The 26,489-nt window shown below is 33.9% G+C and carries 24 protein-coding genes; 1 reads left to right on the top strand and 23 read right to left on the bottom strand.

What is annotated here, in order from left to right:
* Window positions 1-58: 58 nt before the first annotated feature.
* The 23 genes from B091_RS0107220 to B091_RS0107110 all read right to left on the bottom strand — a co-directional run bounded on the left by B091_RS0107220 (window position 59) and on the right by B091_RS0107110 (window position 25,186).
* Window positions 59-1,177 carry a radical SAM protein gene (locus tag B091_RS0107220; RefSeq protein ID WP_018109343.1) on the bottom strand — a complete coding sequence of 373 codons (1,119 nt, stop codon included), beginning with the start codon at window positions 1,175-1,177 and terminating at the stop codon, window positions 59-61.
* Window positions 1,178-1,357: 180 nt separating this feature from the next.
* Window positions 1,358-1,609, bottom strand: coding sequence for a hypothetical protein (locus B091_RS0107215; protein ID WP_155888281.1), 252 nt, complete (start codon window positions 1,607-1,609; stop codon window positions 1,358-1,360).
* 402 nt (window positions 1,610-2,011) lie between these two features.
* Window positions 2,012-2,770, bottom strand: a complete 759-nt coding sequence (locus B091_RS0107210; RefSeq protein ID WP_018109341.1) for a tyrosine-protein phosphatase — start codon at window positions 2,768-2,770, stop codon at window positions 2,012-2,014.
* A 3-nt stretch (window positions 2,771-2,773) separates the two neighbouring features.
* Entirely contained in the window at window positions 2,774-5,170 is a 2,397-nt protein-coding gene (locus tag B091_RS0107205; RefSeq protein WP_018109340.1) for a GumC family protein, read from the bottom strand.
* Between the two features lie 31 nt (window positions 5,171-5,201).
* Window positions 5,202-5,987 carry a polysaccharide biosynthesis/export family protein gene (locus B091_RS0107200; RefSeq protein WP_025069570.1) on the bottom strand — a complete coding sequence of 262 codons (786 nt, stop codon included), beginning with the start codon at window positions 5,985-5,987 and terminating at the stop codon, window positions 5,202-5,204.
* 136 nt (window positions 5,988-6,123) lie between these two features.
* Window positions 6,124-7,197 (bottom strand): GDP-L-fucose synthase family protein, encoded by a 1,074-nt coding sequence (locus B091_RS0107195; protein ID WP_025069569.1) that lies wholly within the window; start codon window positions 7,195-7,197, stop codon window positions 6,124-6,126.
* Window positions 7,190-8,275 carry a GDP-mannose 4,6-dehydratase gene (gene gmd / locus B091_RS0107190; RefSeq protein WP_018109337.1) on the bottom strand — a complete coding sequence of 362 codons (1,086 nt, stop codon included), beginning with the start codon at window positions 8,273-8,275 and terminating at the stop codon, window positions 7,190-7,192. Before gmd ends, B091_RS0107195 begins: the two co-directional genes overlap by 8 nt.
* A 154-nt stretch (window positions 8,276-8,429) precedes the next feature.
* Complete coding sequence (locus B091_RS0107185) at window positions 8,430-9,560, bottom strand: DegT/DnrJ/EryC1/StrS family aminotransferase (protein WP_018109336.1); 1,131 nt, start codon at window positions 9,558-9,560, stop codon at window positions 8,430-8,432.
* Window positions 9,557-10,153, bottom strand: coding sequence for an acetyltransferase (locus tag B091_RS0107180; protein ID WP_018109335.1), 597 nt, complete (start codon window positions 10,151-10,153; stop codon window positions 9,557-9,559). The genes B091_RS0107185 and B091_RS0107180 overlap by 4 nt, the downstream gene beginning before the upstream one ends.
* A gap of 3 nt (window positions 10,154-10,156) precedes the next feature.
* A complete protein-coding gene (locus tag B091_RS0107175) occupies window positions 10,157-10,768 on the bottom strand; it encodes a sugar transferase (RefSeq protein ID WP_018109334.1) in 612 nt (203 codons plus the stop codon).
* Between the two features lie 2 nt (window positions 10,769-10,770).
* Entirely contained in the window at window positions 10,771-11,916 is a 1,146-nt protein-coding gene (locus B091_RS0107170) for a glycosyltransferase family 4 protein (protein ID WP_018109333.1), read from the bottom strand.
* A gap of 266 nt (window positions 11,917-12,182) precedes the next feature.
* Entirely contained in the window at window positions 12,183-13,514 is a 1,332-nt protein-coding gene (locus B091_RS0107165; RefSeq protein WP_018109332.1) for a polysaccharide pyruvyl transferase family protein, read from the bottom strand.
* 2 nt (window positions 13,515-13,516) lie between these two features.
* Window positions 13,517-14,653: a glycosyltransferase gene (locus B091_RS0107160; protein ID WP_018109331.1), complete on the bottom strand. Its 1,137-nt coding sequence runs from the start codon at window positions 14,651-14,653 to the stop codon at window positions 13,517-13,519.
* Window positions 14,650-15,735 carry a glycosyltransferase gene (locus B091_RS0107155; RefSeq protein ID WP_018109330.1) on the bottom strand — a complete coding sequence of 362 codons (1,086 nt, stop codon included), beginning with the start codon at window positions 15,733-15,735 and terminating at the stop codon, window positions 14,650-14,652. The genes B091_RS0107160 and B091_RS0107155 overlap by 4 nt, the downstream gene beginning before the upstream one ends.
* Complete coding sequence (locus B091_RS0107150) at window positions 15,728-16,609, bottom strand: glucosamine inositolphosphorylceramide transferase family protein (RefSeq protein ID WP_018109329.1); 882 nt, start codon at window positions 16,607-16,609, stop codon at window positions 15,728-15,730. Before B091_RS0107150 ends, B091_RS0107155 begins: the two co-directional genes overlap by 8 nt.
* The gene (locus B091_RS0107145; RefSeq protein ID WP_162137972.1) at window positions 16,602-18,008 is read right to left on the bottom strand and encodes an O-antigen polymerase; all 1,407 of its coding nucleotides are present in this window, start codon (window positions 18,006-18,008) and stop codon (window positions 16,602-16,604) included. The genes B091_RS0107150 and B091_RS0107145 overlap by 8 nt, the downstream gene beginning before the upstream one ends.
* Window positions 18,009-18,010: 2 nt before the next feature.
* The gene (locus tag B091_RS0107140; protein WP_018109327.1) at window positions 18,011-18,913 is read right to left on the bottom strand and encodes a glucosamine inositolphosphorylceramide transferase family protein; all 903 of its coding nucleotides are present in this window, start codon (window positions 18,911-18,913) and stop codon (window positions 18,011-18,013) included.
* Window positions 18,891-20,084 carry an ATP-grasp domain-containing protein gene (locus B091_RS0107135; protein WP_018109326.1) on the bottom strand — a complete coding sequence of 398 codons (1,194 nt, stop codon included), beginning with the start codon at window positions 20,082-20,084 and terminating at the stop codon, window positions 18,891-18,893. Before B091_RS0107135 ends, B091_RS0107140 begins: the two co-directional genes overlap by 23 nt.
* On the bottom strand, window positions 20,074-20,595 hold the full coding sequence (locus B091_RS0107130; protein WP_018109325.1) for an acyltransferase: 522 nt from the start codon (window positions 20,593-20,595) through the stop codon (window positions 20,074-20,076). Before B091_RS0107130 ends, B091_RS0107135 begins: the two co-directional genes overlap by 11 nt.
* The gene (locus B091_RS0107125; protein WP_018109324.1) at window positions 20,576-21,841 is read right to left on the bottom strand and encodes an oligosaccharide flippase family protein; all 1,266 of its coding nucleotides are present in this window, start codon (window positions 21,839-21,841) and stop codon (window positions 20,576-20,578) included. The genes B091_RS0107130 and B091_RS0107125 overlap by 20 nt, the downstream gene beginning before the upstream one ends.
* Entirely contained in the window at window positions 21,828-23,096 is a 1,269-nt protein-coding gene (locus B091_RS0107120; RefSeq protein WP_018109323.1) for a nucleotide sugar dehydrogenase, read from the bottom strand. Before B091_RS0107120 ends, B091_RS0107125 begins: the two co-directional genes overlap by 14 nt.
* Before the next feature lie 36 nt (window positions 23,097-23,132).
* Window positions 23,133-24,107, bottom strand: a complete 975-nt coding sequence (locus tag B091_RS0107115; RefSeq protein ID WP_025069568.1) for an SDR family oxidoreductase — start codon at window positions 24,105-24,107, stop codon at window positions 23,133-23,135.
* A gap of 689 nt (window positions 24,108-24,796) precedes the next feature.
* Window positions 24,797-25,186, bottom strand: coding sequence for a helix-turn-helix domain-containing protein (locus tag B091_RS0107110; RefSeq protein ID WP_018109321.1), 390 nt, complete (start codon window positions 25,184-25,186; stop codon window positions 24,797-24,799).
* A gap of 292 nt (window positions 25,187-25,478) precedes the next feature.
* Here B091_RS0107110 and B091_RS0107105 point away from each other — a divergent pair, with 292 nt between their 5' ends.
* Window positions 25,479-25,832, top strand: a complete 354-nt coding sequence (locus B091_RS0107105; RefSeq protein WP_018109320.1) for an SH3 beta-barrel fold-containing protein — start codon at window positions 25,479-25,481, stop codon at window positions 25,830-25,832.
* Window positions 25,833-26,489 lie beyond the last annotated feature (657 nt).

Here is a 26,489-nt window from a genome sequence, read left to right as displayed (position 1 = left end):
AGGCTTATTTTATTATTATAATCAACTTCTAAATTATATCACTACGAACGCTTGTAGGTTATAATGCACACTTTAAAGCTGCAGATGCTTCGCCTACAGATATGTTATCAGTACCTAAACCATGATCAGAGTTTTGATTAACCTGATGTTTACCTTTACAGTAACGGTTAAAACTGCAATGCAATTCGCATCTATACTCTGTCCATTCTTTGTTTAAGAAGCTGTTGAAGCGATTATTCCAAACTTCATAGAAATCATCTTTATAAATATTTCCTAATAGACAATTTTCATCACGGTTTAGCAAACAAACACCAATTACTCCGTCAACAAATAATGTAGCCATACTTACGCCAGCTTTACAAAAAAAGAAATCCTTATGAACCTTCTTCTCATAACCACCCATTAGATTATCGCAAGCAAAGACTACATTAACCTTATTCTCAGCTCTAACTTCATTCACGAAATCTAGGATCTCTTCTACCTGTTTCTTGTTCAATAAAAGGGATCTATCGCAATTCATACCCAGGACATCTAATTTGCTAAATAAACGCCATTTCTTTACACCCTGAGCTATAAGTATATCCTTAATTTCGGAAAGATGATCCACATTCTCTGCAGAGATATAAGTAGTCGCTTCAGATTCAAGACCTAACTCTTTACTTACATAAGATAACGTACTCAAGACATTCTCATACGAATCCTCTTCAGCCTTAATACTATTTTGAGTAAGTAGTGGGGTATTAACTTCGATCTTAATAAAAGTCATACCAGATCGTATAAAGTTTTCCAAACGAGTTCTTGTCATTCCAAGTGCATTAGTAGCTAAACCCCATCCTATACGTCTTCTAGAGAGTTCTCGACCACACTCTTCAAGATCAGTACGTATCAAAGGTTCACCACCAGTAATCATAACTTGCATACTGCCACCATCAGACCGATGAATAAACTCTTGAGGCAGGGAATCAATCAAATTAAAAAAGTTGCTTAGTGGCATATCAGTATGCGCATGTTCGTCCTGATCACAAGTAACATTACAGTTATTGCACATCAAGTTAGAACGCAAAGTGCATTCCCATACCAAGTAATCTAGATGATGTTCCCTAATGAGCTTTTTCTTCTGTTTATTCAAAAGATGTAAATCAAATCGATCTTTAAATGATAATCTATCTGCTGCCATAGTGAGTGTATAAAAAAGGATATGTCCCTCTCACCCAAAAGAATTGAGTAAAAGTAACAATTTTAACGATTATAAATCAATCGTTAAACGGCCACAAACTTATACTATAGAAGCATAGTTCTCAAACAAAGACTTGTCAAGAATAGACTTTAGGTAATCAAATCGAAATAATCTCAAGCTTTAGAAGCTCATCCATTCACCTGTAATTAAAGTCTTATTGTTTTTCAATAAGGGAATGAGTGCAGATGTCATCGATCTTCTTAACTCTAGTCGAGCGGTACAGCGCTGCAACCATTTAGAACGATGCGTATCAGTGCCTACAAAATTATAATAGCCATGTTTTAATAGAATGCCAGTATCTACAATTCTCTCCTTGAATAAACCGGTAAATAAATTAAATGTGTTGTATTTAGTGAGTATGTCATTCATCATAACCTATGTCGTGTTGGTTTTGCTATCTTGCCACAAACTTATATGCAAGTTCACGCTAATTAAAATTAAAGGATAAGAAAGAGTCAATAATGTTTGTTAATCAAACTATATCTACTTATATATTTCAATCTTTTGTCAATTCTATTAATTAAGTACTGTAACACGTATTCAGAACGGCTTATAATAAGCAAAGGGTATCAAATCAACTAATCAATGAAAATCAACAGGAATTTATAACGACATATATACAACTAAATATTTGTACATCAGTAAACATACTGAGCCTAGTGATTCTTATTTATAAACAAGACACTTATTACTCAAACTAAATTGGACAAAATAAAAGAGCGAACCTCTAATGAGATTCGCTCTACAATATTTAATTAGAAAGCCTAAAGTTATTTATATTTTACTGGTAAACTGTCCATTAACGAGTCTTCGGTTATTATCCCACAAAGGAGCTAGTTGTTTTAGTACGACCTTTTTCACCTCAAACATTTCAACACCACGTCGAAGCCATTTAGCACGATGTGTATCTGTACCTACAAAATTGTAGTAACCTTTGCTCAGGAGATACTCAGCCTTCTTTTGAGCCTGGCTACCGTAAACTCCAATAAGAGAAAGCAGATTAAGCTGGAACAACATTCCTTCATTAGAGAGCTTTTCATAACCCTTTTCATCAATGAAGGTATAACGCTCTGGATGTGCTAAAATAGGAGAATAACCAGCGAGTTTTAATCGGTAGATCTGATTCGCCATTTCGGGTGAAGCCGATAAATAAGAGTTTTCAATCAATACATGCTTACCATCGTAAGTCAAAAGTGGACCTGCCTCCAGATGATTTAAGAAATCAGAGTCGAGCATATATTCGGCAGCTAGCTGAAGCTTTATTCCTATAGCCTTAGCACTAACCTCAAGCTGAGCAAACTCTACTCCGAGATAATTGGGCTCATTTAAGGGGTAATCAGACATGATGTGAGGCGTACAAACCAATTGACTAAAGCCAAGCTTTTTATAAACCTCAAGTGCCTCTAGAGCAGAATTCAAAGCTCTAACACCATCATCAACTCCTGGCAAAACATGGCAATGAATATCAACAGCCTCATTAAGCAGACCTGAACTCAATAACTTCTCTTTAAATAGTCCTGAAAACAACTTCATCTTTTAATCTGTATAACCACCTCCATAGCCGTAACCATAGCCGTAACCATAGCCGTATCCATAACCGTAACCATAGTTACCAGAGATACTTTGCTTATTAACCTTGACTCCATTAAGAATTAGGCATAGGTTTCTGAATTTCCCACTAGTGTATATCTTCTCAACCATAGCTAAATCGCGCTTATCCACCATACCTGCACGCATTACATAGATCGTCATATCCACCACACGGTTGGTAATGGCCGAGTCGGCAACAATCATAAAAGGCACATTATCGAATAGTATATAATCGAACTCCTTGCGAAGCTCAGCAGTAAGCTCATCAAGACGATGACTCATCAGAAGCTCAGCAGGGTTAGGAGGTGTAATACCTGCACTTATATAGAATAAGTTTTCATTTTCTGGAGAAGGTATAATCAGTTTCTTAACATCAGTCTCCTGACCAGAAAGATAATGGCTAACTCCTGTAGATTGATCAATACCCAAACGTTCACTAAGCTGACGCTTACGAATATCCAAGTCAATCACAACTACTCGCTTTTTGCTAATCGCTAAAACCAAAGCCAAATTGATTACTACAAATGACTTACCCGAATCGGGTGTTAGAGATGTTAGAGTGATAACCTGCTGCTTATGCTGTTGATCCATAAAAGCCAAATTAGTTCGGATAATTCGAAACGATTCCGACACTTGGTCTCTAGAGTTCTCTTTAACTACAATGTCACTATCTGGGTCTTTAAGCTTATGGCTACTGGCTGGAATATCTCCCAAGAAAGGAATATTCAGGTCTTCAAGATCCATACGGCTACGCACTTTATTATCAAAGAAGCTGATTAGTAAAAGAAGTCCCGTCGGCACCAAAATACCTAAAAATAAGCATCCAGCCATGATCATCATTGCACGAGGTGCAACAGGAGTATCTCCTCCACGAGCAGAGTCTATAATACGAGCATTACTCTGTGTGATTGCTTGCCCTAAGGCATTCTCTTCACGCTTATTAAGCAAGAATAGGTATAGAGCCTCCTTAATCTTTTGCTGACGTCCTACAGTCAAAACATATTTTTCTTGACTTGGCACAGCTTCAATTCGTTTATTGGTCTGTTTGTCACGAGCACGGATATTTTCGAGTTGCAAGTCGAGCCCAGCAATCACGTTATCAACCGAACGATTGATGTTTTGCTCCATAGCAAAAAGTGATTTGTTTAGGTCACGTACCACAGGGTTCTTATCACTACTGTTAGATAATAAACGATCACGTTGCAGAAGTTGCTTGTTATACTCTTGAATCTGGCTCTCCGTATTATTATCACTAATACCCGTATTAGCAGGAATTAGCTTTCCTCTGTTACTAGGATCTTGCAGATAGCTTTTGATGAATTCAGCCAAGCTTAGCTGATTCATGATAGCTAGTTCTTCTTTTTTAAGACCTGTAGTTTCGGTAATAAACATTGCAGCATCCGAACTAATATCAGTCAAACGTTCAGAACGTTTAAAGCTCTCAATCTGCGAATCTACCCCACCAAGTTCTTTCTCTATAATGATCAATCGCTCATTGATAAATTCGTCTGTGTTGAGTGCCATTATGTTTTTATCATTGATTGCATCTTCATTATAAACATCAATAAGTGTATTTATAACATCTTCAGCACGCTGTGGCACCTCGTCACGCAGTGATATATCAATTATTGTTGCGGTTTTATTCGCTAGAGATATTTGTAGTTTTTTCTCATAACCTATTGCAGTTCCTTTAAGACCCGCACGCTCAATATAGATTTTGTCGTCTAAGAACTCCTCTCCTATACCCGAGCGGCGTACTACCAATAAGCCTAGCGGACTATCTACAGTATCGTTAAAGGCCACATTGAAATTATCAAGTTTCACCTTTTCGCCTTCACTCCAGGTTACAACCTTACTAAAATCCACTCCGTTATCGCTAATCTTAGCTTGCATCTGGATAGGTTGATTGCGACTTCCTTCAAGAAAGTCAATAATTAATGGGGTTTGCCCGTAAAGGTCTTTTTTACGAAGCCCTTGGCTCACCTTGAAAATCATATTCAGCTTGAGTCGATTCACCACTTCGGATATTAAAGAATTCGACTGAAATATTAATAGCTCATTGTCAACCGAACTTTTAAGCCCGAAGCTAGCCAAATCACTAAGCTCTGCCAAGCCTCCCATGGTAGGAGAACTACCTTTTTCGTCTTTAATTAAAACCGATGCTTTACGCTCGTATTGTTTAGGCGTACTTTGCAGATACAAAATACCGAGAGCCAAGCAAATGGGTACAGATATAATATACCATTTCCAATTTCTAAGCAGCATTCTAGCTAGTGCCATTAAATCAATTTCTTGATCCTCTTTCTTGTTTAACGACTGATCTAGTTTTGTTTTTTGTTCCATTTTCTATTTAATGTCCTTATTACCTATTCTATTATTTCCAAATTAATACCGCCATTGAGGTCAACAACGAAGCTATCGAAATCCAAGTACCCACGGAGTTATTCTGATTAATTTCGCTCTGCTGCGATTTGCGCTTATTGGGCTCTACATAAACAATATCATTTTGTTTAAGATAATAATAAGGCGATTCAAAGACTTCCGACGAACGCAGATCAAGATACTTCATCTTGCGCACTCCATCTTCTTCACGGATTACAGCTACACGGTCACGTTTGCCATATATTGTCAGGTCGCCCGCCATACTCAAAGCTTCGAGCAAGGTTATGCGGTCGCCTGTGATATCAAATGTTCCAGGTCTACCAACTTCTCCTATTACAGAAACCTTGAAATTGAGAAATTTCACGTTCACAATAGGATCGTTAATATAACCTCCATCAATAATTCTCTCTTTAAGGTAGTCGGTAAGCTCATTGCGTGTCATACCCTCTACACGAATTCTCCCAAAAATTGGGTAATCGATAAACCCATTACCATCGACAAGAAAACCTAGAACAGTTGCTTGTCCATAAGGGTTACCTCCAACCTGATACGATACTACTGGAGCATTGAAGGGCACAGCCAACTCAGGATTAGTACTGTTTACCACAATTGATAGCATGTCATCTTGGTGAATTCTCACCTCATACTTCATGTTTACATCTTGCACTATTCCTTGATCAATATCTTGGAAATAGACAGTCTTCTTAACCGACCCACAACTCGTCAAGACGAAAAGGAGTCCAAGGGCTAAACCACCCAAAAAATGTTTTGTTTTCATTAAGCTGTTTTTGTAGCTCACCATAGTTTCTTAATTTAATCTCTAGTATCTTAAAAGTTCCTGCAAAGGTACTTATTTTAAGCTATTATAAATGATATGTATGTAAAATCTTGTTTACACAATAGGGTAAATTAGTTTAGTTAAACTTATACCAATCGTAAAGACGGCTTATCCCCTCTTCTAGTTCTACGCTATATTTCCAACCCAATGCCTCAAGTTTTGATACATTAGTAAGCTTTCGCATCGTACCATCGGGTTTATCAGAATTAAACTCTAATTCTCCTTCATAGCTAAGATGCTTCGCTAATAGTGAAGCTAGTTCACCAATACTTATTTCTTTTCCTGTACCGATATTGATATGACAGTTTCTAATTTCCACATCATCGGATTTATGCGTATGACTAAAGTCTATGTTCTCCAAAACGAATACAGAAGCATCTGCCATATCTTCGCTCCACAAAAACTCTCTAAGTGGCTTGCCTGTGCCCCAAAGTTCTAGTCGGTCGGCAGATATACCTTGCTTGCCTAACATAAAACGAATTTCATTTTCTCCACTCAGCCCAGTCACGCCATGCACAGGGCGACGGTCAAGATCCTTACGGATTACTGCCCAATTATCTTCGTTCAAAGCCTTTGCTAAATGCATCTTGCGCAACATCGCAGGCAAAACATGGCTAGTTTCGAGATCGAAGTTATCCCCAGGACCATAGAGGTTGGTTGGCATCACCGCAATATAATTAGTACCGTATTGCAGATTGAAGCTTTCACACATCTTAAGCCCTGCAATTTTAGCAATAGCATAAGGCTCGTTAGTATATTCCAAGGCTCCAGTAAGCAAAGCATCCTCAGAAATGGGTTGGGCGGCATCGCGTGGATAAATGCAGGTACTACCCAAGAATAGGAGTTTTTTGACGTTATGACGGAAGCTCTCAAGGATTACGTTTTGTTGTATTCCTAAATTTCGATAGATAAAATCGGCACGATAGGTATTATTGGCTTTTATTCCACCCACATGAGCAGCAGCAAGCACAACATACTCCGGCCACTCTTCGTCAAAAAAACCTTTAACTGCAGCCCCATCAAGCAAATTAAGCTCATCATGACTACGCCCAACTAAATTTGTGTAGCCTTTGCCTTCAAGATTTCTCCAAATAGCAGAACCGACTAAACCTCGGTGACCCGCAATATATATTTTAGCATTTTTATCCATCATAGCGTTTCCCATTTTCATAATGACGTTTTACCCATTCCAAGTCGTGATCGACCATAATTTCGACAAGCCTTTCAAAACTCGTAGCACGTGGATTCCAACCAAGCACTTCTTTAGCTTTAGTAGGGTTACCTAAGAGTTGTTCTACTTCAGCAGGTCTAAAGAACTTCGGATCTACCTCAATAAGTACTTTCCCTGTTTCTCTACATATTCCTTTTTCGGTAATTCCTGCTCCACTCCAGTCGAGATTGATACCTGCACGAGCAAATGCCAAGCTAGCGAAATCGCGTACACTGTGCATTTCACCCGTTGCAATAACAAAGTCTTCGGGAGTATCGTGCTGAAGCATAAGCCACATGCACTCTACATAGTCTTTGGCATAGCCCCAATCACGCAAAGCATCAAGATTGCCCAAATATAGTTTATCTTGGTGACCACCAGCAATACGTGCTGCTGCCAACGTAATCTTTCGAGTAACAAAGGTTTCTCCTCTACGCTCACTCTCATGATTAAAGAGGATGCCATTGACTGCAAACATCCCATAACTCTCCCGATAGTTTTTAGTAATCCAAAAACCATATTGTTTTGCTACTCCATAGGGAGAGCGCGGATAAAATGGGGTGGTTTCACTTTGAGGTACCTCTTGTACTTTACCATACAACTCAGAAGTTGAAGCTTGATAGATACGTGTCTGTTTTTCGAGTCCAAGGATACGTACAGCCTCCAGAAGTCGAAGCGTACCAACGGCATCTGTATCAGCAGTATATTCCGGTACATCAAACGAAACCTTAACATGACTTTGTGCAGCCAGGTTGTAAATTTCGTGGGGTCGGACTTGTTGAATGATTCGGATAAGTGAACTGCTATCGGTCAAATCGCCATAATGCAAGTTAATGAGGCGACTTTGCTTCATATCACGCACCCATTCATCGAGGTAGAGATGCTCAATTCGAGCTGTGTTGAAGGACGAAGATCGGCGGATTATGCCGTGGACTTCGTATCCCTTTTCGATCAGGAGTTCGGCCAAGAACGATCCGTCTTGCCCAGTAATTCCTGTAATTAATGCTATCTTGGTCATTATAGAGTTTATTCTTCTAATTTAATGGTGCTAAAGTAATCTTATCTCAAGGCTTCAACAACTAAAAACCCTTCAATGTTTGTCCAGCACTAGACTAAAACAAATTTTGAAGGGTTTCTGTTTCATTTTTCCATCCTTATAAGATGTATTTTACTTACTTATTCAAAATAACCTCTACTACTCTTCTAATATCATCATCAATTAATAATGAGCCAGAAGGTAAACAGAGACCTTTATCGAATAGAGCTTCACTGACACCATTAACATAAGCTGGTGCATCAGCAAACACAGGTTGCATGTGCATAGGCTTCCAAAGTGGACGACTTTCAATATTTTCTTGCTCTAAACGTAGGCGAATATCCTCCCTTGTTTGCCCAGCTAAAGCAGAATCCACAGTAATGCACGATAACCAGAAATTAGAGTTAAAGTCTGAAGTTGGATTTTGAAGCACGGTGATGCCTTTAGCATCTTTAAATAAGTCAGTATAAAGTGCATGAATTGCTTGACGGCGTTGTAGATGCTCATCAAGCACTAACATTTGACCTCGACCTATACCAGCACAGATATTGCTCATACGATAGTTATAGCCTATACGTTCGTGTTGGTAATGAGGGGCATTTTCGCGAGCTTGAGTTGCAAAGAACATTGCACGCTTTGCTTCCTGCTCTGAATCGCAAACTAATGCTCCACCACCAGATGTCGTAATAATTTTATTACCATTGAACGATAACGTTCCAAAGTGCCCAAAAGTACCACATTCCTGATTTTTGTAAGTTGAGCCTAAGGCTTCTGCTGCATCCTCAATTACAGGAATTTGATATTTATTAGCGACAGCCATAATCTCATCCATCTTTGCCGACATTCCATAAAGGTGAACAGGAATAATTGCTTTAGGGTATTTGCCTGTCTTAGCCTTGCGGTCTAGTATCGCTTCTTCGAGTAAGACTGGGTCCATATTCCATGTATCTTCTTCCGAATCAACAAAGACAGGTGTAGCTCCTTGATATTTTATAGGGTTTGCCGAAGCCGCAAAGGTGAAGCTTTGACAAAGAACTTCATCGCCAGCTTTTACATCAAGCATCACTAAAGCCAAGTGAATGGCAGCAGTCCCAGCACTAAGTGCTACTATATGCTTGTCTTTACCTAAATACTGAGCCAAATCTTGCTCAAACCCACTTACATTAGGGCCCAAAGGCACTACCCAGTTGGTATCAAATGCCTCTTTTATAAAGTCTTGCTCGTGACCTCCCATGTGAGCAAGCGAAAGTAAAATTGGTTTTTTCATTTTAGTTTTTTTATAATCTTACACCTGTTTCCAGCTGCTAATGTATAATCGGGTATATTTTTAGAGACAACAGAACCTGCACCAATTGTACACCACTTCCCTATTTTCACACCAGGCAAAATAGTGGTGCCTGCACCTATCCATGTTCCTGCTCCAATGTGTACATTTCCACACAACGTACTGTTGGGGGATATGTGCACAAAATCTTCAATCTTGCATTCATGGTCAATGCTGCAGGCTGTATTAATAATGCAATGATTGCCCACTTCTACTTCAGCCTGCAAAACGACTCCTTGCATAACCACTGTACCTGTCTTTGACACTAGAGCTGATGGAGAAACAATTGCAGAAGGATGGATTAATGAAACGTAGTTGGCTTTAAATTGTTCAGCGATTCGTTTACGTATCTCATTGTTTCCGATGCTTATTAAAAGCTCCATTTCGGGATAGACTGTATGGCTTCGATAAACCTCAACTCCTGCCAATGAGTGAATAGAATCATTGTCGTCAATTAGGCCTTCAACCTGTTTTTTATTAGCATAAGCAATATCTAGTATCACTTTGGCATGCCCACTTGCTCCGTATAAATACATATCCTAATCTTTTTTAGTTCCTTTAAATGGCTCCATCGTTACACTGGTATCAGATGTAATTCCTTCACGTACGAATACCTTTTTTATGGTCAGAAAAAATATCTTGCAATCAAGTAAAAAACCTAGATGATTGACATACCAAACATCATATTCAAATTTCTGTTCCCAAGATATCGCATTTCGTCCATTCACTTGTGCCCATCCTGTAATGCCAGGACGTACATTGTGGCGTTTGGCTTGTTCTGCATTATATAGAGGCAAATACGACACCAATAAAGGTCTAGGACCAATTAAAGACATGTCTCCTTTTAACACATTTATCAATTGAGGAATTTCATCCAACGAAGTTGTCCTTACAAATCCTCCAAATTTAGTCAACCGTTCGGCATCAGGTAATAAATTACCCTCCTTATCTTTGGCATCCGTCATCGTTTTGAACTTAATGACTTTAAAAATCTTTCCTTTTAAACCCGGTCTTTCTTGGAAAAAGAAGATACTTCCTTTGTTGTAATACGCTAAACAAAGAATTACCACCACAAAAACAGGAAAGAGAACAATCAGCCCCATAAATGCAGCTAAAAAATCCAAGACTCTTTTAAAAAATGCTTTGTACATACTTATTTATCTCCCAATGATTGATACATTTTTAATATAGCCTCCCAAACCTCTTTCTGCTCGTAGCGACTCTGAATTAATTTTCTAGAGTTCTCGGTTAATCTGGTTAATAGTTCACTATCATCTAGAAACAACTTCATAGCATCATGTAATTCTGTTACGTTTTTCTTAGAGATAATCAAACCATTCTCTTTGTTTATAATAATTTCATTACAACCGTTAATATCTGATACAATACTAGGTAGTCCCATGGCTCCAGCCTGCATTACAACATTTGGAAAACCCTCACGATAACTTGGAAAAACGAGTGCATCTGCCATTTTAAAAAACGGACGTACATCATTTTGATACCCTACAGCAATAATATTTCTATTATTTTCTATCTCTTGTATTGTTTCATTCCTTAAAGGATCTAATTCAGCTTCTATAGGACCAACCAAAAGTAACTTTGCAGAAGAATGAGTTTTATGAAGTTGCTTGAACGCTTCTACTAATTCATTTATACCTTTATCTCCCACCATTCGCCCTACAAAAATAAAAACAAAATCTGAGGATTGAATATGATGACTTAATCGTAATTCGTCTTTACTCTCACTTATAGAATCTGCTGAAAAATAAGTCGTATCAATACCATTGATGTTGCCATAATGAATTACTTCCAACGGCTTTTTCGTTATCTGTTCGCGAATCAAGGTGTTTTTAACCCCTTCTCCTTCAGGTATTACTTTTGTAGCGCAAGCACAAGTTATACGTTCCATAGCAATTAGTAATTTACGGAACAGCCCAGAAGTAGTTTCAAAACGTAACCCCGTAACTGTATAGATCCGATGTGGCACACCTGTCATTTTTGCTGCAATCATACTTAATAAGCTAGCTTTAGGTGTATTAGCATGAACAATATATGGACGGACTCTCCTAAAATATTTGATAAGATTAAATAAAGACTTTAAATCTGCCCATATACTTATTTCACGCCGCATTTCGATCGGATATACTCCAATATTTTCTTGTTTTTTTACTTTAAGTAAGTCTGTAAAATTCGAACCAACAGCTATCACCTCAAAATGAGCATTGAGATAATGGAGTTGGCCTTTAAGTAGAGTTTTCAAACTTGAGGCAATAGTCGTTATTCTTATTAGTTTATTCATTTACAGCAAATTCTTAAATTGTTCTACAATCACTCACAGATATACGAAATTACACAACGGTTTTTACTTAATGATGAATACCGCAGTATGTCTTCTCCATATTTAGATGAAAAACACTATTATATACTTAGTTCTATAATAACAATATATAAAAAACGTAGTAGTAATTTCTAATAGAATTTCACTCTCATTTAGTTATAGCAAAACGGAAATTTATTAAATATATTGACACCATTTTAATTATCGATTTAATGGAATTGACATTTTCATAACTCACAGATTCTTTTCACATTAGCTATAATACTTTCCCTATTGACAACTAAATCTTTTTGATTTGACTTGAGTTTTTCAACAATAGAATCAGTATTCGATTCTAATTCCAAAAACATACTCTGCAATATATTAAAATTTACTTTTTCTATAGGAATCACTAAATTATCCAGACCGATATCACTCATTATTCCTGAAGCTTTATTTCCACCATATCCGATAGCTATTGAAGGAATCATTGATGTAGTTGAAAATATAATTGAATGGAATCGAGTTCCTAAAAAATATGTAAAAACTGAATATAGGCTCTTCAACTGCTTACATGTTAAATTTTCATTAATCCAAACAACATTTTTTGAGTTTATATATTTTGAATAAACTAATTCAATAGCATTCCTATCATCTTCGTGGCTATTAGGACCTAATGACTGATTACAGAATGCGATTTTATAACCTTTACTAACTAAAAAATCTGTAAAATAAATTATTGAGGATATATAATTTTGGTATGCTTCTTCAGGGTTATTACTTGTAGGAAACCTCCATGGTCGTATTGTAACACCCACTATTTTTTCTTTTATAGATAACGAATATTTTGAGAGTAAACTTTCAACATCAAAAGCTGTATCAGCATTTAGAAAAAACCCCAAATCTTTTCCTAAGAAAACTTCATTATTTAGAATACTTTGTAATGAATTGTAAGATATTGATTCTCTAGCAAAAATTAAATCAACTTTTTCGAAAACATTTCGCACTTGTTTTTTAACAAGTAATCCTTGAAATGGTCCATATGAATTAGGTAACACAACTGTTTTTTTTCTAAGCTTTATTGCCAATTTCAAATAAAACAATGAGAACCAGATAACATAAGGTGCCCTCAATTCACCATAAGCATGTATAAAGCCTCCTCCCTTAACAAAAATGACATCTGCACTATGAAAATAGGAGACAGTTTCATATGTTTTTTTAGAAAATAAGAGCTTTACTAAAGTTAAATTTTGACTAACTTTAATCAATAATGAACGAGAAAAATAGTCTTTAATAGAATAATAAACTTGTTTAATTATAGTAAGCTTTGAGTCTTTTATATTATCCTTTTTAGAATGTAACCCTCTACGTGGATGTTTCAAAATATGATCTATTAATTTATAAGAATTATTTTGAGTTTGGCTACACAGTAAATCTCTTTCCTTATTTGTATCCCCATTAGATAAGATAACAACTTCGTCGAAAATGTTTGTATCTTCTATTAATCTAACACTTTCCCAAACTAAAGCTTGATCACCTTTATTGAGGTCCGTAATTCCTGGTACAACAATTGCTTTCATTATTATTTATTATTTATTATTTGGTTGTAAAACAAAGTCCTTTTCTTATTTAAAATCTCAGCTTTGAATTTTTTACTTGCTAAAAAGTTCTCATTAGAAGCCTTTTTTAGTAGGTTATTATTATCTCTTAATTCTCGTATTTTTCCAGCCAATATTTTATTATTATACTTAGGATACACATACGAGGAGTTTATCAATTCATATGTACCTCCGGCATCAGAGGCCAAAACTGGACAGCCTCTAGACATTGCTTCAATAACAGATCTAGGCAAACCCTCTGTTAACGATGGTTGAATAAACAAATCAAAATTATCTATTAACTTAAATAAGAGATCTCTATCCAATATTTTCCCATGCAACACAACTTTTTCATTCAAATTATATTTGGTAATAAGATCTTGTATATAAGAAAAGTTTTCACCTCCAATTAAGTGTAACTTAAAATCGATTTCTAGAATTGACAATGATTTTAATAAAATTGCATATCCTTTATAAGCTAACTCAACATTTCCAATACAACCTATTATAAAAGTCTTATTAGAAATATTAGGTTTTTTTAAATAAGGGTTAACGCTAGCAATTTTATCTAAAACAACATTAGATGCAGAAATAGAAATACCTTTACTTGGATATTTGTTTTGCAAATAGTTTTCAGTAACATAAACAGCCCAATCAGAGTTGTATATAGCCCTTTTATTAAAATAACTCCAAATACTAGCAAATATTTTAGTTTTAAAACTACCATGTGTTTTAAAACTATCATAAGCACAACCTACAACCTCAACCATGTATTTTTTATTATATTTTTTACATAGAAATGTCGCATATATCCCTAACATTGAAGGCAATCGTACAATTATAAAATCTGTTTTTTTTATGTGTTCGTCTAGCTTAATAAAATAATCTGTTTTTTTAATTTTCAATATTTCTAAAAAACTATCTAATAATTCAAACTTTACATCTTCAGAGCTCGCTAATACACCGGCTGTTCTTTTAGACGACTGCCTAGCAAACACTGTTAGACTTCCAAAAACAGAAGTGTAGCGTTGCCATAAATTAGCATTAAGTGTTCCTGTAGTATAAACAACATTACTGTCAGTACAGTAAAATTTATGATCATGAATAAATAAACAACTCATTCTATAATATTAATAAATTCTTCATATAATTTAGAACTCCCATAACGAGATATAGCCCAAGAAGCTACATTTTCTCTAACATTGGTCTCTTTTATTTTTATAATCAAACGACAAGCCCCCTCAATGTCACGTGCGTTGATTAAGAACTGATCAATGCATTCAGGTACAGTTTCACGTATAGGACCGATGTCAGAAGCTACAATAGGCAAATTAACAAACATAGCTTCAATTAACGAGTTGGGTTGTCCTTCAGTTAATGAAGGAAAATAGAAACAATCCAAAGTTTTCAATATTTTAGGTATATCATTTCTATTATTAAACAATAAGATTCTATTTTCAAAACCTGTAATTTCAGATTTATACGAATCGAAAACAGAATTTCCACATAGAATAAAATATATATCTTGATGCTCACTACAAAGCCTTTTAGCAACTTTTAATATTACCTCATGATTCTTAGCATAACAAACTCTCCCTGTATGGCCTACAACAAAAGCATCATTAGGAATACTAAGTTCTTCACGTAAGTTTGTATGCTCGGTAATAAAAGGTGTTGGATCATATGCATTATATATTACCGAACAATTATATTTATCTAAATATTTACGACCAATAAAATAATCAAGGGCAGCATAAGAGTTAGAGAGAATATTAGTGGAGAACTTCTTTACAAGTTTATTAACACAATAATTATATATTTTCTTAATAATAGTTTCTTTAAAGTGGTTGCTAGAGCCTCTATACTGAACCACGCGCTGCATTACACCTGCGATATAAGCTGTTAATACAACTAATCCTGCAAAATTACCAGAGAAGTCACATATAACATTAATTTTATTCTTTTTCAAGAACATATATAGCCAATTATAATCCTTAATGCTAAAATAGCCGATATGTTTAGGAATAATTTTCACATTATCAAAATCATCAAACATTGTAGAAATTTCACCTGCTTTACCGCTTTTACAAATGATAAAAATATTATTGAATCTAAGATTACCATATTTAACTATTCTATATAAATAATATTCTAAACCATTTGGGACTAAGCTTTCAACAAAAAAACAAACATTTTTAACCATATACGATTTTTTTAATTTTCAATAAAATCTTACCTATAATTGGATATATTAGAATTTTTCCATCTATTATATGATAATTTAAAAATTTATTATAAGTATGAATACCAAAAATCCTATTTTTTATTGGTATAAGCTGATTAATCTCCTTTATGATAAACTTGTCTTTTAGGAACATTAATTCAGAAATCACTATTCCACCTCCATACGTATAATTATTTTCTTGACTAAAGCGAATAAATCTATTTTGAGCCACATAGATTATTGAACCAGCCCCTCTAGCCCTATTTGACGTATATGGTATATTTTGAAATAATTCATAACCAGTTAACAGGTTCTTAGATCTGTAGATATGCAAATTATCTTTACAAGCTGATTTTGTACCAAATAAATAATAATAATTATCAATCTTTAAGATAGCAATATCAACTAAAGGCTCATTAATTAATGAGGTTATATAAACTAGTTTTTTTTCTGCTATAGAATACACATATATCTTTACACTTCCACTAGAAGAATTTTCAGGAATAATATATACTTTTCCATTTTCTCTATAAATAAATGGAAATGATAAATGTGTATCTAACTCAAGTAATATTTTAGAGTCTAGGATTTGGTAATTATTTTTATCGATTTCCAAATAAGTTATAACACCTTTTCTATCTACATATTCTTCTACAAGTATTGTAATTGTGTTAACTGAAACATCTAATATAAAAGGATCAGCAATCCAGTTAAATTTGTTACCAAATTTCAACCAATGTATTGACGGCAGTAGTTCATTGATATTTAAGTCTTGATATGAGTCAATTTCAGCTTTAAACAATCCTACACACCAATAACTTCTTGTTAACTTTTTATATAATTTTTTAAGCATGACAAACTCTTTGTTTTGTATACAAATTAATAATGTAGTAAATAATTAAAATTAAGACAACAGGTTTTAAAACAAATAATAACGATGACCTATTTAAATAAACACCATAACTAATCAAAATCACCAGTATGATAAATCTAGTTTCTTTATTAATTGAGTTGTATAAAGTAGCGACTAAATAACCAAAAAGAACCATAAATATAAGAACGCCTACAGTACCAAAATTAATATACAAATCAGCTATGAGATGCGAACCTTCACCATAATTGGGCCGAGACCCTTGCATTAAATATGTAAATTCATTTGTAGAAGTTGGGAATGAGAAACCTGTTATTAAAGATGTAAATCCCCCTAATAAAGGAATAGAAGATATTACCTGACCTACCATGGTTAAACCAAAATAATAATTGGAAGAATCATATTTATCAACTGCAACAAATAACAATTTGTTGGAACTTGCTAATTCCATAGTAGGGGTTAAGCGTTCTTCATTCTTAATAAAACTTTCGTACCCAGATGCTACTAAACCATTAGAATTTCCCCGAACAGATTCGGCACGCCCCAAGCCTATGATAGACATTAAAACTATTGCTGTTATTCCTAGAAAAATCAATTGCTTTAAATTAACCCTACGAATAAAACGACAATATAAGAATAAACTAACTGAAAATAAAGAAATAAACAAACCTCTATCACCAGTTCGAACCATTAGAAATAAATACAAAGCCGAAGCTATAACACCACAAATAAATAAGGAGTCTTTAGGAACTTTATTAGTTGAATTCTTATATTTGAAACTAAAATACATAAAGAGGATTACTAATGTCCGATTAATTTGATCCAAGTATAATGCAACTGACCCCCATTTACTTTCGTCATAAACTCCACTCCAAAAAGACTTACCAACACTTAGATAAAAAATGATATTTGCTATAATCAATAATAATACTGTAAAACGTATTTTTATTAGCATAACATTAATTGTATTTATATTATTTAAGCGTAGGGCTTTATTTTGTTTCTTGAATAGAATATAAGAGAGGACATATAAGGTAAAAGCCATTGCAGAGAGCCATAGTGAATAGTTTATTGTTAAAGTTGTTGGATAGTAAAATTGATAATTAAATGGTATTAAACTTGAATCTAAGAGATGAGCTGCTAATTCAAAATTAGTAATAAAATAGCCTACAACAAAAAACGAATTGAAGGAAATATTTCTCTTTTCAACTTTAAACTGATATGTAAATAGTACTATAGCTACTATGATAGAAAAAAACAATATATATAAAGTAGCAAACTTTGAGAACACCTCATGGGTACTTGGAGAAAGCAAGGAGATAAACATAGCCGACATTATTATTGGCAATAGATACCATATTTTGTTTTTTTCGATAGCCATATTCATAAATTAAATATTGATATTTTTTTCATGTATTTGTATAGAAATGGAAAATTTACGATTTTCTTGTCAATTACAAAGTATTCATCTTTCACATTAAACGTGTGGATCCCCAAGATTCCTTTTTCTTTAGGATACACTCTTTTTATTTCATCAATACTTAACTTGTAATTATCTTCGGATATTTGTATTTCTGAAAAGATTAATCCATTACCATATAAATTTCTATTACAGTCCTGGCTTACAGTTACAAACTTATTATCCATATAAAACAGATCTCCTGCTCTTCTTGCTGAATTATCTCCAAATACTATTTTTTGATGTAGATTATAGTTATTTAGTAAATTATTAGAAATAAAAACTGTTAATTCATTACCATTAGAAAATGGCTTCATAGTAGTGAGTAAAAAATACTTATCATTAAACTCAAATATGACAGAATCAGATAATGGCATATCTAGAATAGTTTCGTTATGGTTCAGTGAATATTTACCACCATTATTAATTAATGTATAAGCTTTTAAACAATTATTCTCAGCATTTTCCGGGTATATAATTATTACACCACTATCAATTTTAAATATAGGAAAAGACAAGTGTGTTTCTAATTTTAACAAAAGATGTCTTTTTATTAATTTACAAGACTCAATATCCACCTCCAAGAGGACAATAACACCTCTATTATCATTATAAGAAAACTCCTCTGCTAGAATATAAACACTTTTACTTTGAATCTTCAGAATAAAAGGGTCTGCATACCACCGATCTTTATAAGGAATTTTTAAAGGAATGGCTTTATTGATATCATCTTCAATGTCAGAAAGAGTTCCCTTAATTTTGCCTAGATAAATTTGCCAATTAGGAGCTAAAAGATATCTTAATTTATTTTTGATTTTCCTTACCATACAATTTTATTTTAATACGTTCTTTATAATAATGGTAGTACACCTTATAATTTTGAAAAGACATGAAGTCTATAGTGTTGTTTTTTAATATGATATTGAATAAATCAACAAATAGAAATCTAAAATACTGTTTTTGCTTAAGTCTAACGCTAATAACTTTTAATAAAGAATAGTAATTCCCAAAACCTTTTTTTAAGGTTTTATTGCAATCAAGCAAACGACTTCCAGATAAATCCCAAAATACTTGTTGTATTATTGATGATTTTGTTAATTTTTCAATTTTAATAAACCCTTCAACTCTTGTACTCATTTCTATAAAATAGTATACTCCACCTTTTTCTTTTAACTCTATACCTCCAATACCAGTATAGTTAATTTGTGACAGAAAATGCTCACATAAATCATAGACACATGGTATAAACTCCACAGTACCTATAGCCATAACCCCCTGATTAGTAGGCGACTGAAGTGTTTTCCTCCCCATACATGATATAAGTTTGCCAGTTTTAGATCTGTAGAATATAATATAGATATTATTATAATCGCTACCATCAATATACTCTTGGAGAACATAATTCGTTAAGCCATTATTAAAATACTGTCCGTGTTTAAAAAACAATAATAATTCTTCTTGAGAGTAAACTAAATGCGTTTTAAAAGTTACAGTTTGAGAATACTCTCTATTACTGGGTTTAATTATAAGTGGATATTCTAAAGAATGTAAAAGTAAATCTTTATAATTTTCAACTATATAGGTATTTGGAACTAGCATTCCTTTATTTCTAGCAAAAGGTTCCGCTTTGCCTTTATTATTAAAAATATTAACAATGTTATTGCAAGGAATAGATAAATGGAAATTAGTATCATACCAATCTCGGTCTGAACTAATAGCCAAACAAGCTGAATCTGTCGTTACAAACAGTATAGGTTTAGTATCTAAACTAAAATTGAAAAATATTGATTTAAATTTTAAATTAAACTCATCATTATCAGTAGCATCAATATGCCATATTTTCGAAATAGATTTACAGTAATTCAAATATTTATATGCCACCTTTGATGTAGTTACAATATAAATACTTTTAACATCTTCTAAATCTGAAAGAGTTTCTATTAAATGAAGAGTACTCGAAAATACAGATCCGCTAATTATCAAAACATCATTTTTCATAAAATTCCTTTAAATCTTTAATTTTTAAAGCAGGACACCCTCCATAAACAGAATAAGAAGGAACATCTTTAGTTACAACAGAGCCTGCAGCAACAACTGAGTTTTCACCTATAGTTACACCTGGTAATATTATTGATCCTGCCCCAATCCAACAGTTTTCTTTAATCACGACTTTTTTTTGGATTTTAGGATATACACTTGACAATTTGTTTTTGGGACCATTAGGATTTGCTGAAGTTAATATTGTAACATTATAAGCTAGTGCTGTATTATCACCTATATAAACACGTTCTTTAACAGCAAAGAAACAACCATAATTAATGGATACATTTTGCCCAAATTCAATCAAAGAATAGTCCCCTATAATATTAATTCTTTTTGAAACACTACTACAACTAGATAGTTTAACTCCTAACGCTGAAAATAATTTATTATTATATCTATTAAAAAATGGAGATTTTAGAATACTTAAAATTATTTTAGTTTTTATTTTAAATAATATTTTTTTCATACCCAATGATTTTAATAACAACTAGAAGATGATTCAAGATAACTAATATCAAACTAACTATAGCATAATAGAAAATAACATCTTTTATATCTAAATTAATTGAAAATGTATAAATTAAAACTAACCATTTTACAATTAACGAAAATATAGAAAATACAAGAGTTAACCTCTGCATATCAAAGACTCTTACAGCAACTGAAGCGGGAGAAGATATCATCATTGAAATAAATAATGGCATCAAGTAAATCATATAAGTATATGTCTCTAGCCAATTATTACCCAAGAAGAAATCAATTATAAAATCTCCTAAAAAAAAGATAAAAATACAGCCGAAAATAGAGATTCCTAATAAACATAAAACTATTTTAAAATACCAAAACAAAATACTTGAATTGGTATTTTTCCTATCACTCATATATGACATTGTAACATTTTTCACACTCGAAGATATCAGCGAAATGGGTTGCATTAATATTCTAGTAGCCATACCATATATTCCAATATCAGCTAAACTTGCATATTTAAGAAACATTATAGTTGGCAAATTAGAAGCAAAGCTCAAAATTAGTTCTGACGGAGCCATAAATAAAGGAAAGTCCTTATATTTTAAAGCAATTTTTTTCATATCAGCCAATGATATTTGTTTGTATAAATAAAAATCAAACTTCCTTTTTTTTATTAAGTAAGCACCTGACAATAAAACGCCACATAGATTACCTATGACTAATCCATAGACCCCTAAGAAACTATACAGAATTACTTGGAATAAGAAGACACTAATAACTTGTATTATTCTAGATATAGTTGAATTTTTGAAGTCTTTAAATCTTATATTCCAAAGGGTTGAGTTATTATAATTAACTGATAATAGGACCCCTAATAGTATTAGATATTCAATACCTGGAACATTTATATCTAAACTGTTTTTAAAAATTGATATGACAATAAATGAAATTAGCAATACACCAATTGTAGTAATGTTAGCTAACTTAAGTAATACATAAGCTACTTTATCGTTTTTAGGAAAAACTAATGCTGTGTCATATTTTAAAGTAGAGACTGAACTTATAAGCGAAACTATTGCTGTAAATGAAGCTAAAATACCAAAAGCATCTTGATTATAGATTCTACTTAATATTGGTAAAAATAATATAGATAATATTTGACTACATGCTGTGCCTGATGCCAAAGTTATAACATGTTTTAGAAACCCATTTTGGAGACGACATTTTCTACAATCTTCCATCAATTTTACTATTATCTAAGATACCTTTAACATCAAAAATAACAGAATTATCCACTACAAGATTATTGATATTTAAGACTGAAAATTCTTTGTGGGCAACAGCTAATATTGCTCCATCAAACTTAGTTTGAGGTAGAGTATTAACCACTTCAACACCATATTCTCTTTTGGCAATAACTGGATTCGCCCAAGGGTCATAAATTGTTACATTTACATTGTAATCTTTCAATGCAGTTACAATGTCAATTACTTTCGTGTTACGTACATCTGGGCAGTTTTCTTTAAAGGTAAATCCAAGAATAAGCACATTAGATTCTAGAACTTGTATTCCTTTCTTTAACATCAATTTAATGACTTGACTAGCTACATACTCACCCATGCCATCGTTCATGCGACGACCAGCAAGGATAATTTCCGGATTATAGCCATGACGTTGTGCACATTGAGCCAAGTAATAAGGATCAACACCAATACAGTGACCACCAACTAAACCTGGTTTAAATGGTAAAAAGTTCCATTTTGTACCAGCAGCTTCCAAAACATCACTGGTGTCAATGCCTAGTTTATTGAATATTTTTGATAGCTCATTTACAAAGGCAATGTTTATATCACGTTGTGAGTTTTCAATAACTTTAGCAGCTTCTGCTACTTTAATGGTTGGAGCTAAGTGTGTACCTGCCTTAATAACTGAAGCATATACCTCGTTTACAATTTTACCTATTTCGGGAGTAGAACCAGAAGTTACCTTCATAATATTCTCTACTGTATGCACTTTGTCTCCTGGATTGATACGCTCTGGGCTATAACCAGCATAAAAATCTACGTTATATTTTAAGCCTGATACTTTTTCTACAACAGGAATACACTCATCTTCGGTTACTCCTGGATATACAGTTGATTCGTAAACTACAATATCCCCTTTTGAGATGACTTTACCAATTGTTGTACTCGCACCATACAATGGAGTTAAATCCGGATTGTGATTTTCATCAACTGGTGTTGGTACTGCAATTACATAGAAATTACAAGATTTCAAATCCTCCAATTCAGATGAACACAATAAGCCATGCTTATTAATTGCTTCTTGTAACAAATCATCAGCGACTTCTAATGTAGAATCGTGACCACTCATTAATTCTTTAACTCGACCTTCATTTAGGTCAAAGCCTACTGTTGGATATTTAGTTGAGAACAAACGTGCCAATGGCAATCCTACATATCCTAATCCTATAACTGCTACTTTAATATCTTTCATTGTTTTGCTTAAAATAAACTTCTTGTTAACTTTTCTTTAAATATTTTCCCAGTACCACTTAACAGCCTCTTTCAAGCCATCCTTCATACTGTATTTTGGTTGGTAACCCAATAAATTCTTTGCTTTATCAATGCAAGCCAATGAATGTGGAATATCCCCTACGCGATTCGGTCCATGCAAGATTTCAATTTCTCCAATTTTTGGATCAAATTCAGCTAAGCCCTCTTTCAAATAACCCACCAATTGGTTCAACGTTGTACGCTCGCCAAAGGCAGTGTTATACACTTGGTTAACTGCTTCAGGATTTTTTGTTGTAATTGCCAACATATTCATTTGAACTACGTTGTCGATGTAAGTGAAGTCACGACTGTATTCGCCATCACCATTAATCAATGGACTTTCATGTGCCATTAATTTTTTAACAAACAAAGGAATTACAGCTGCATACGCACCAAAAGGATCTTGGCGACGACCAAAGACGTTGAAATAACGCAGACCAATGGTTTCCATACCGTAGGTACGGGCAAAAACATCGGCATATAATTCATCTACATATTTGGTAATTGCATAGGGAGAAAGAGGACGACCAATTACATCTTCTACTTTAGGTAGCGATTTGCTATCGCCATAGGTTGACGAGCTGGCAGCATAAACAAAACGTTTAACTTTTGCATCACGTGCAGCAGTAAGCATATTTAGAAAGCCACCAATGTTAACATCGTTTGTAGTAATGGGGTCTTTGATTGAACGAGGAACAGAACCCAATGCAGCTTCGTGCATTACATAGTCAACACCTTCAACTGCTTTTTGACAATCTTCAAAATTGCGGATATCACCTACAATTAATTGAAAAGTGGTTGGATATTTCTCTACTAAAGGAAGTAGATTTTCAATTTTACCTGTAGCAAAATTATCTAAACATACAACATGATACTCATTTTCTAGCAGATGTTGGCAAAGGTTTGATCCAATAAATCCGGCTCCACCTGTGACTAATACTTTCTTTGTCATTTTTTCGTTTATTTCATCACTGTTACTTTTACGCAACACAGATATAATAAATACTCTATTTGCTAAAAAGTGATACAAAAGTAGAGTATCCCATGCAGAATCGCAAAAAAATGTCAACAATATTTCAAAGTTCTTTCTTTCGCTTTAATTCCAGGCTAATAACTAGGTTAATAGGCTTAATATCGAATAGATAGCGCTCAAATGTGGCACAGGGCGAGAAATTGATAAATTATTACAACATAACAAGCAGTAATCATACGTTCTCTATTAGAGTTAATATGATTTATAACTGATAAAATATACCCGGAAATATCCAACATAGATATAGCCAAGCTATACTAATTCAAACAGCTACATAATTGTAAGGTAGCGAAAATTCTAGATACCTAGCTTTTGGTTGTGTTAAGCATAGCGTAAGTAAAGAGTAGCTCAGCAAGAACAAAATAACTTGTCAAAGTTATAATTCTTGATATTTTAGCTTTAAGTTATCTTATAGTTTAACATTTGAATTTAGCTACATCATCATGCCAGCTTAGCCTATTTGGGCAGAATAGGGTTAATCGCCTACAAAATTGGCTAATCTATGTCAAGAGTAATACATAATGCATAAAAACTCATCGAGAGATATTAGGACTCACTTTAAGGAGAGATAATTTCTATTGATGTACATTAAAATAATAAGGACTTACTTAATATTTTTTGGGGCGATTATTCTTAAACTCTTGATGCTCTCTTTTAAGACCTAGGCTAATCTGAGTTACTAACTCTTCGAGAGTCATATTTTTAATATTTTCTACTTTAAGATTAAACAGGTCGGCAAGTAATGCCAATAGATGAGTGCAGAATTTAGCGACATCACCATCGCTTTTCAAGCAAATAAAAAAGCCAAAGACAAGTCGGACTAAACTAAAGACACAACAAGAGTGACCAGCTTCAATATGACGTAGTGTGCTATTGGAAGCCAATCCAAGATCGTCGACAACTTCACGTGTTAATCCTAGACTCTCCCTAAGTGATCTTATAGTCGTACCAAGTTTGCGAACTGAGTTATTTGTAGCATTAATAAGAAATGATTGCATAGTAGTTTGTATTAATTGATAGTTTGTTAAAAATTATACAAAGCAAATACTACACAACGACATACAGCAGAGCTTTAAGCTAAAATAAGTGTTCAATTTTAGACACATAACGAGTTGATACTTTTCGTATATTGCTCCCCTGCAAGAGTCGATAAACCTAATTAACACCCTTGCTCGGTTTTAACACTAATACTAATGACACATAACGATCTACAAGCAGAAAGTCCGTAGATAAAGCTAAAAACACGAAGAGAACACGATTTCAAAGAAAAAGAACTTTAAACTAAAACTGATGAGTATAGTAACTCAAAAACAGTTGTCTACATCGAAGAGTTGCAGACGCAAAATGTGGATGAAATGGCTAATAGATACCTACGAGTTAAGTCCCGAAGAGGCCCAATCCATAATTAATAAAGTTATAGAATTATTAGAACATATGGTGCTAGGTAGTGCGCACATTGTATATAAGAAGAAGACTGGTGAAGTCATCTTATGCAAAGCCACACTTCAGAACTACACCCGATGGTTCTGCAAGCCCTATTCCTGGCTACAACAAAATCATACTATCCCCTATTGGGATGAGGAACAGGATGCCTGGAGGGTATTTGAACTCGGGAATTTTATAAATTGGAGAGTCGTTCCATAAAACTTTTCCCAATCGATTGAAAAGTTTATTTAAAAGGATCGTTTTTGGTAAATATCGTCTTGCGTTATTATTTTAATCAATGCAAGCGTAAAACCAAAAGCGATCCTTTCTTTTTTAATTTATTTTATTGAAGAATGTCCTTTTTCTGCTTAATCAGAAAAAGATACCAAAAAGAATCAAGGCTTAACTTCTACGGCTACTGCGGTATTGAATTCAGCTAAAACGCAATAACTCGCTTCGCTCAAACAATTGCGTTTCTTAACGCTGAACACAACACCTCCGCTTAACGCCTACGAAATTAGGCCATTTTTAAGACCAACCGCGAAGCAAAAAAAGCGAAGCAAACATCAACAGCTGAGGGCAAAGCCCAATAGCAGGGTGACACTACAAATCCATCATATGTCGCAAGAGCGTAGCGGAAGTGCTGATAAGAGCCTTTATGAAATTACTGTTTGAGCGGAGCGAGTTTAATTTCAGAAATGCTATTAGCGGTGCTGGAGTAGCTCCGAAGACATAGATGTAGTTTTTCTTTTTGGTAGCTTTCTCTTTTGTCTAACAAAAGAAAAAGTACTTCTTAATGTACTTTTTCGTCTTGATACGAAAAAGATACCAAAAAGAATCAAGGCTTAAGTTCTTCGGCTACTGCGGTATTGCATT

It is taken from the genome of Bacteroides propionicifaciens DSM 19291 = JCM 14649 (genome assembly GCF_000375405.1).
GTDB lineage: Bacteria > Bacteroidota > Bacteroidia > Bacteroidales > Bacteroidaceae > Bacteroides_E > Bacteroides_E propionicifaciens.
Note: the sequence above shows the minus strand (reverse complement) of the source record. Positions and strands in the feature narration are given on the sequence as shown.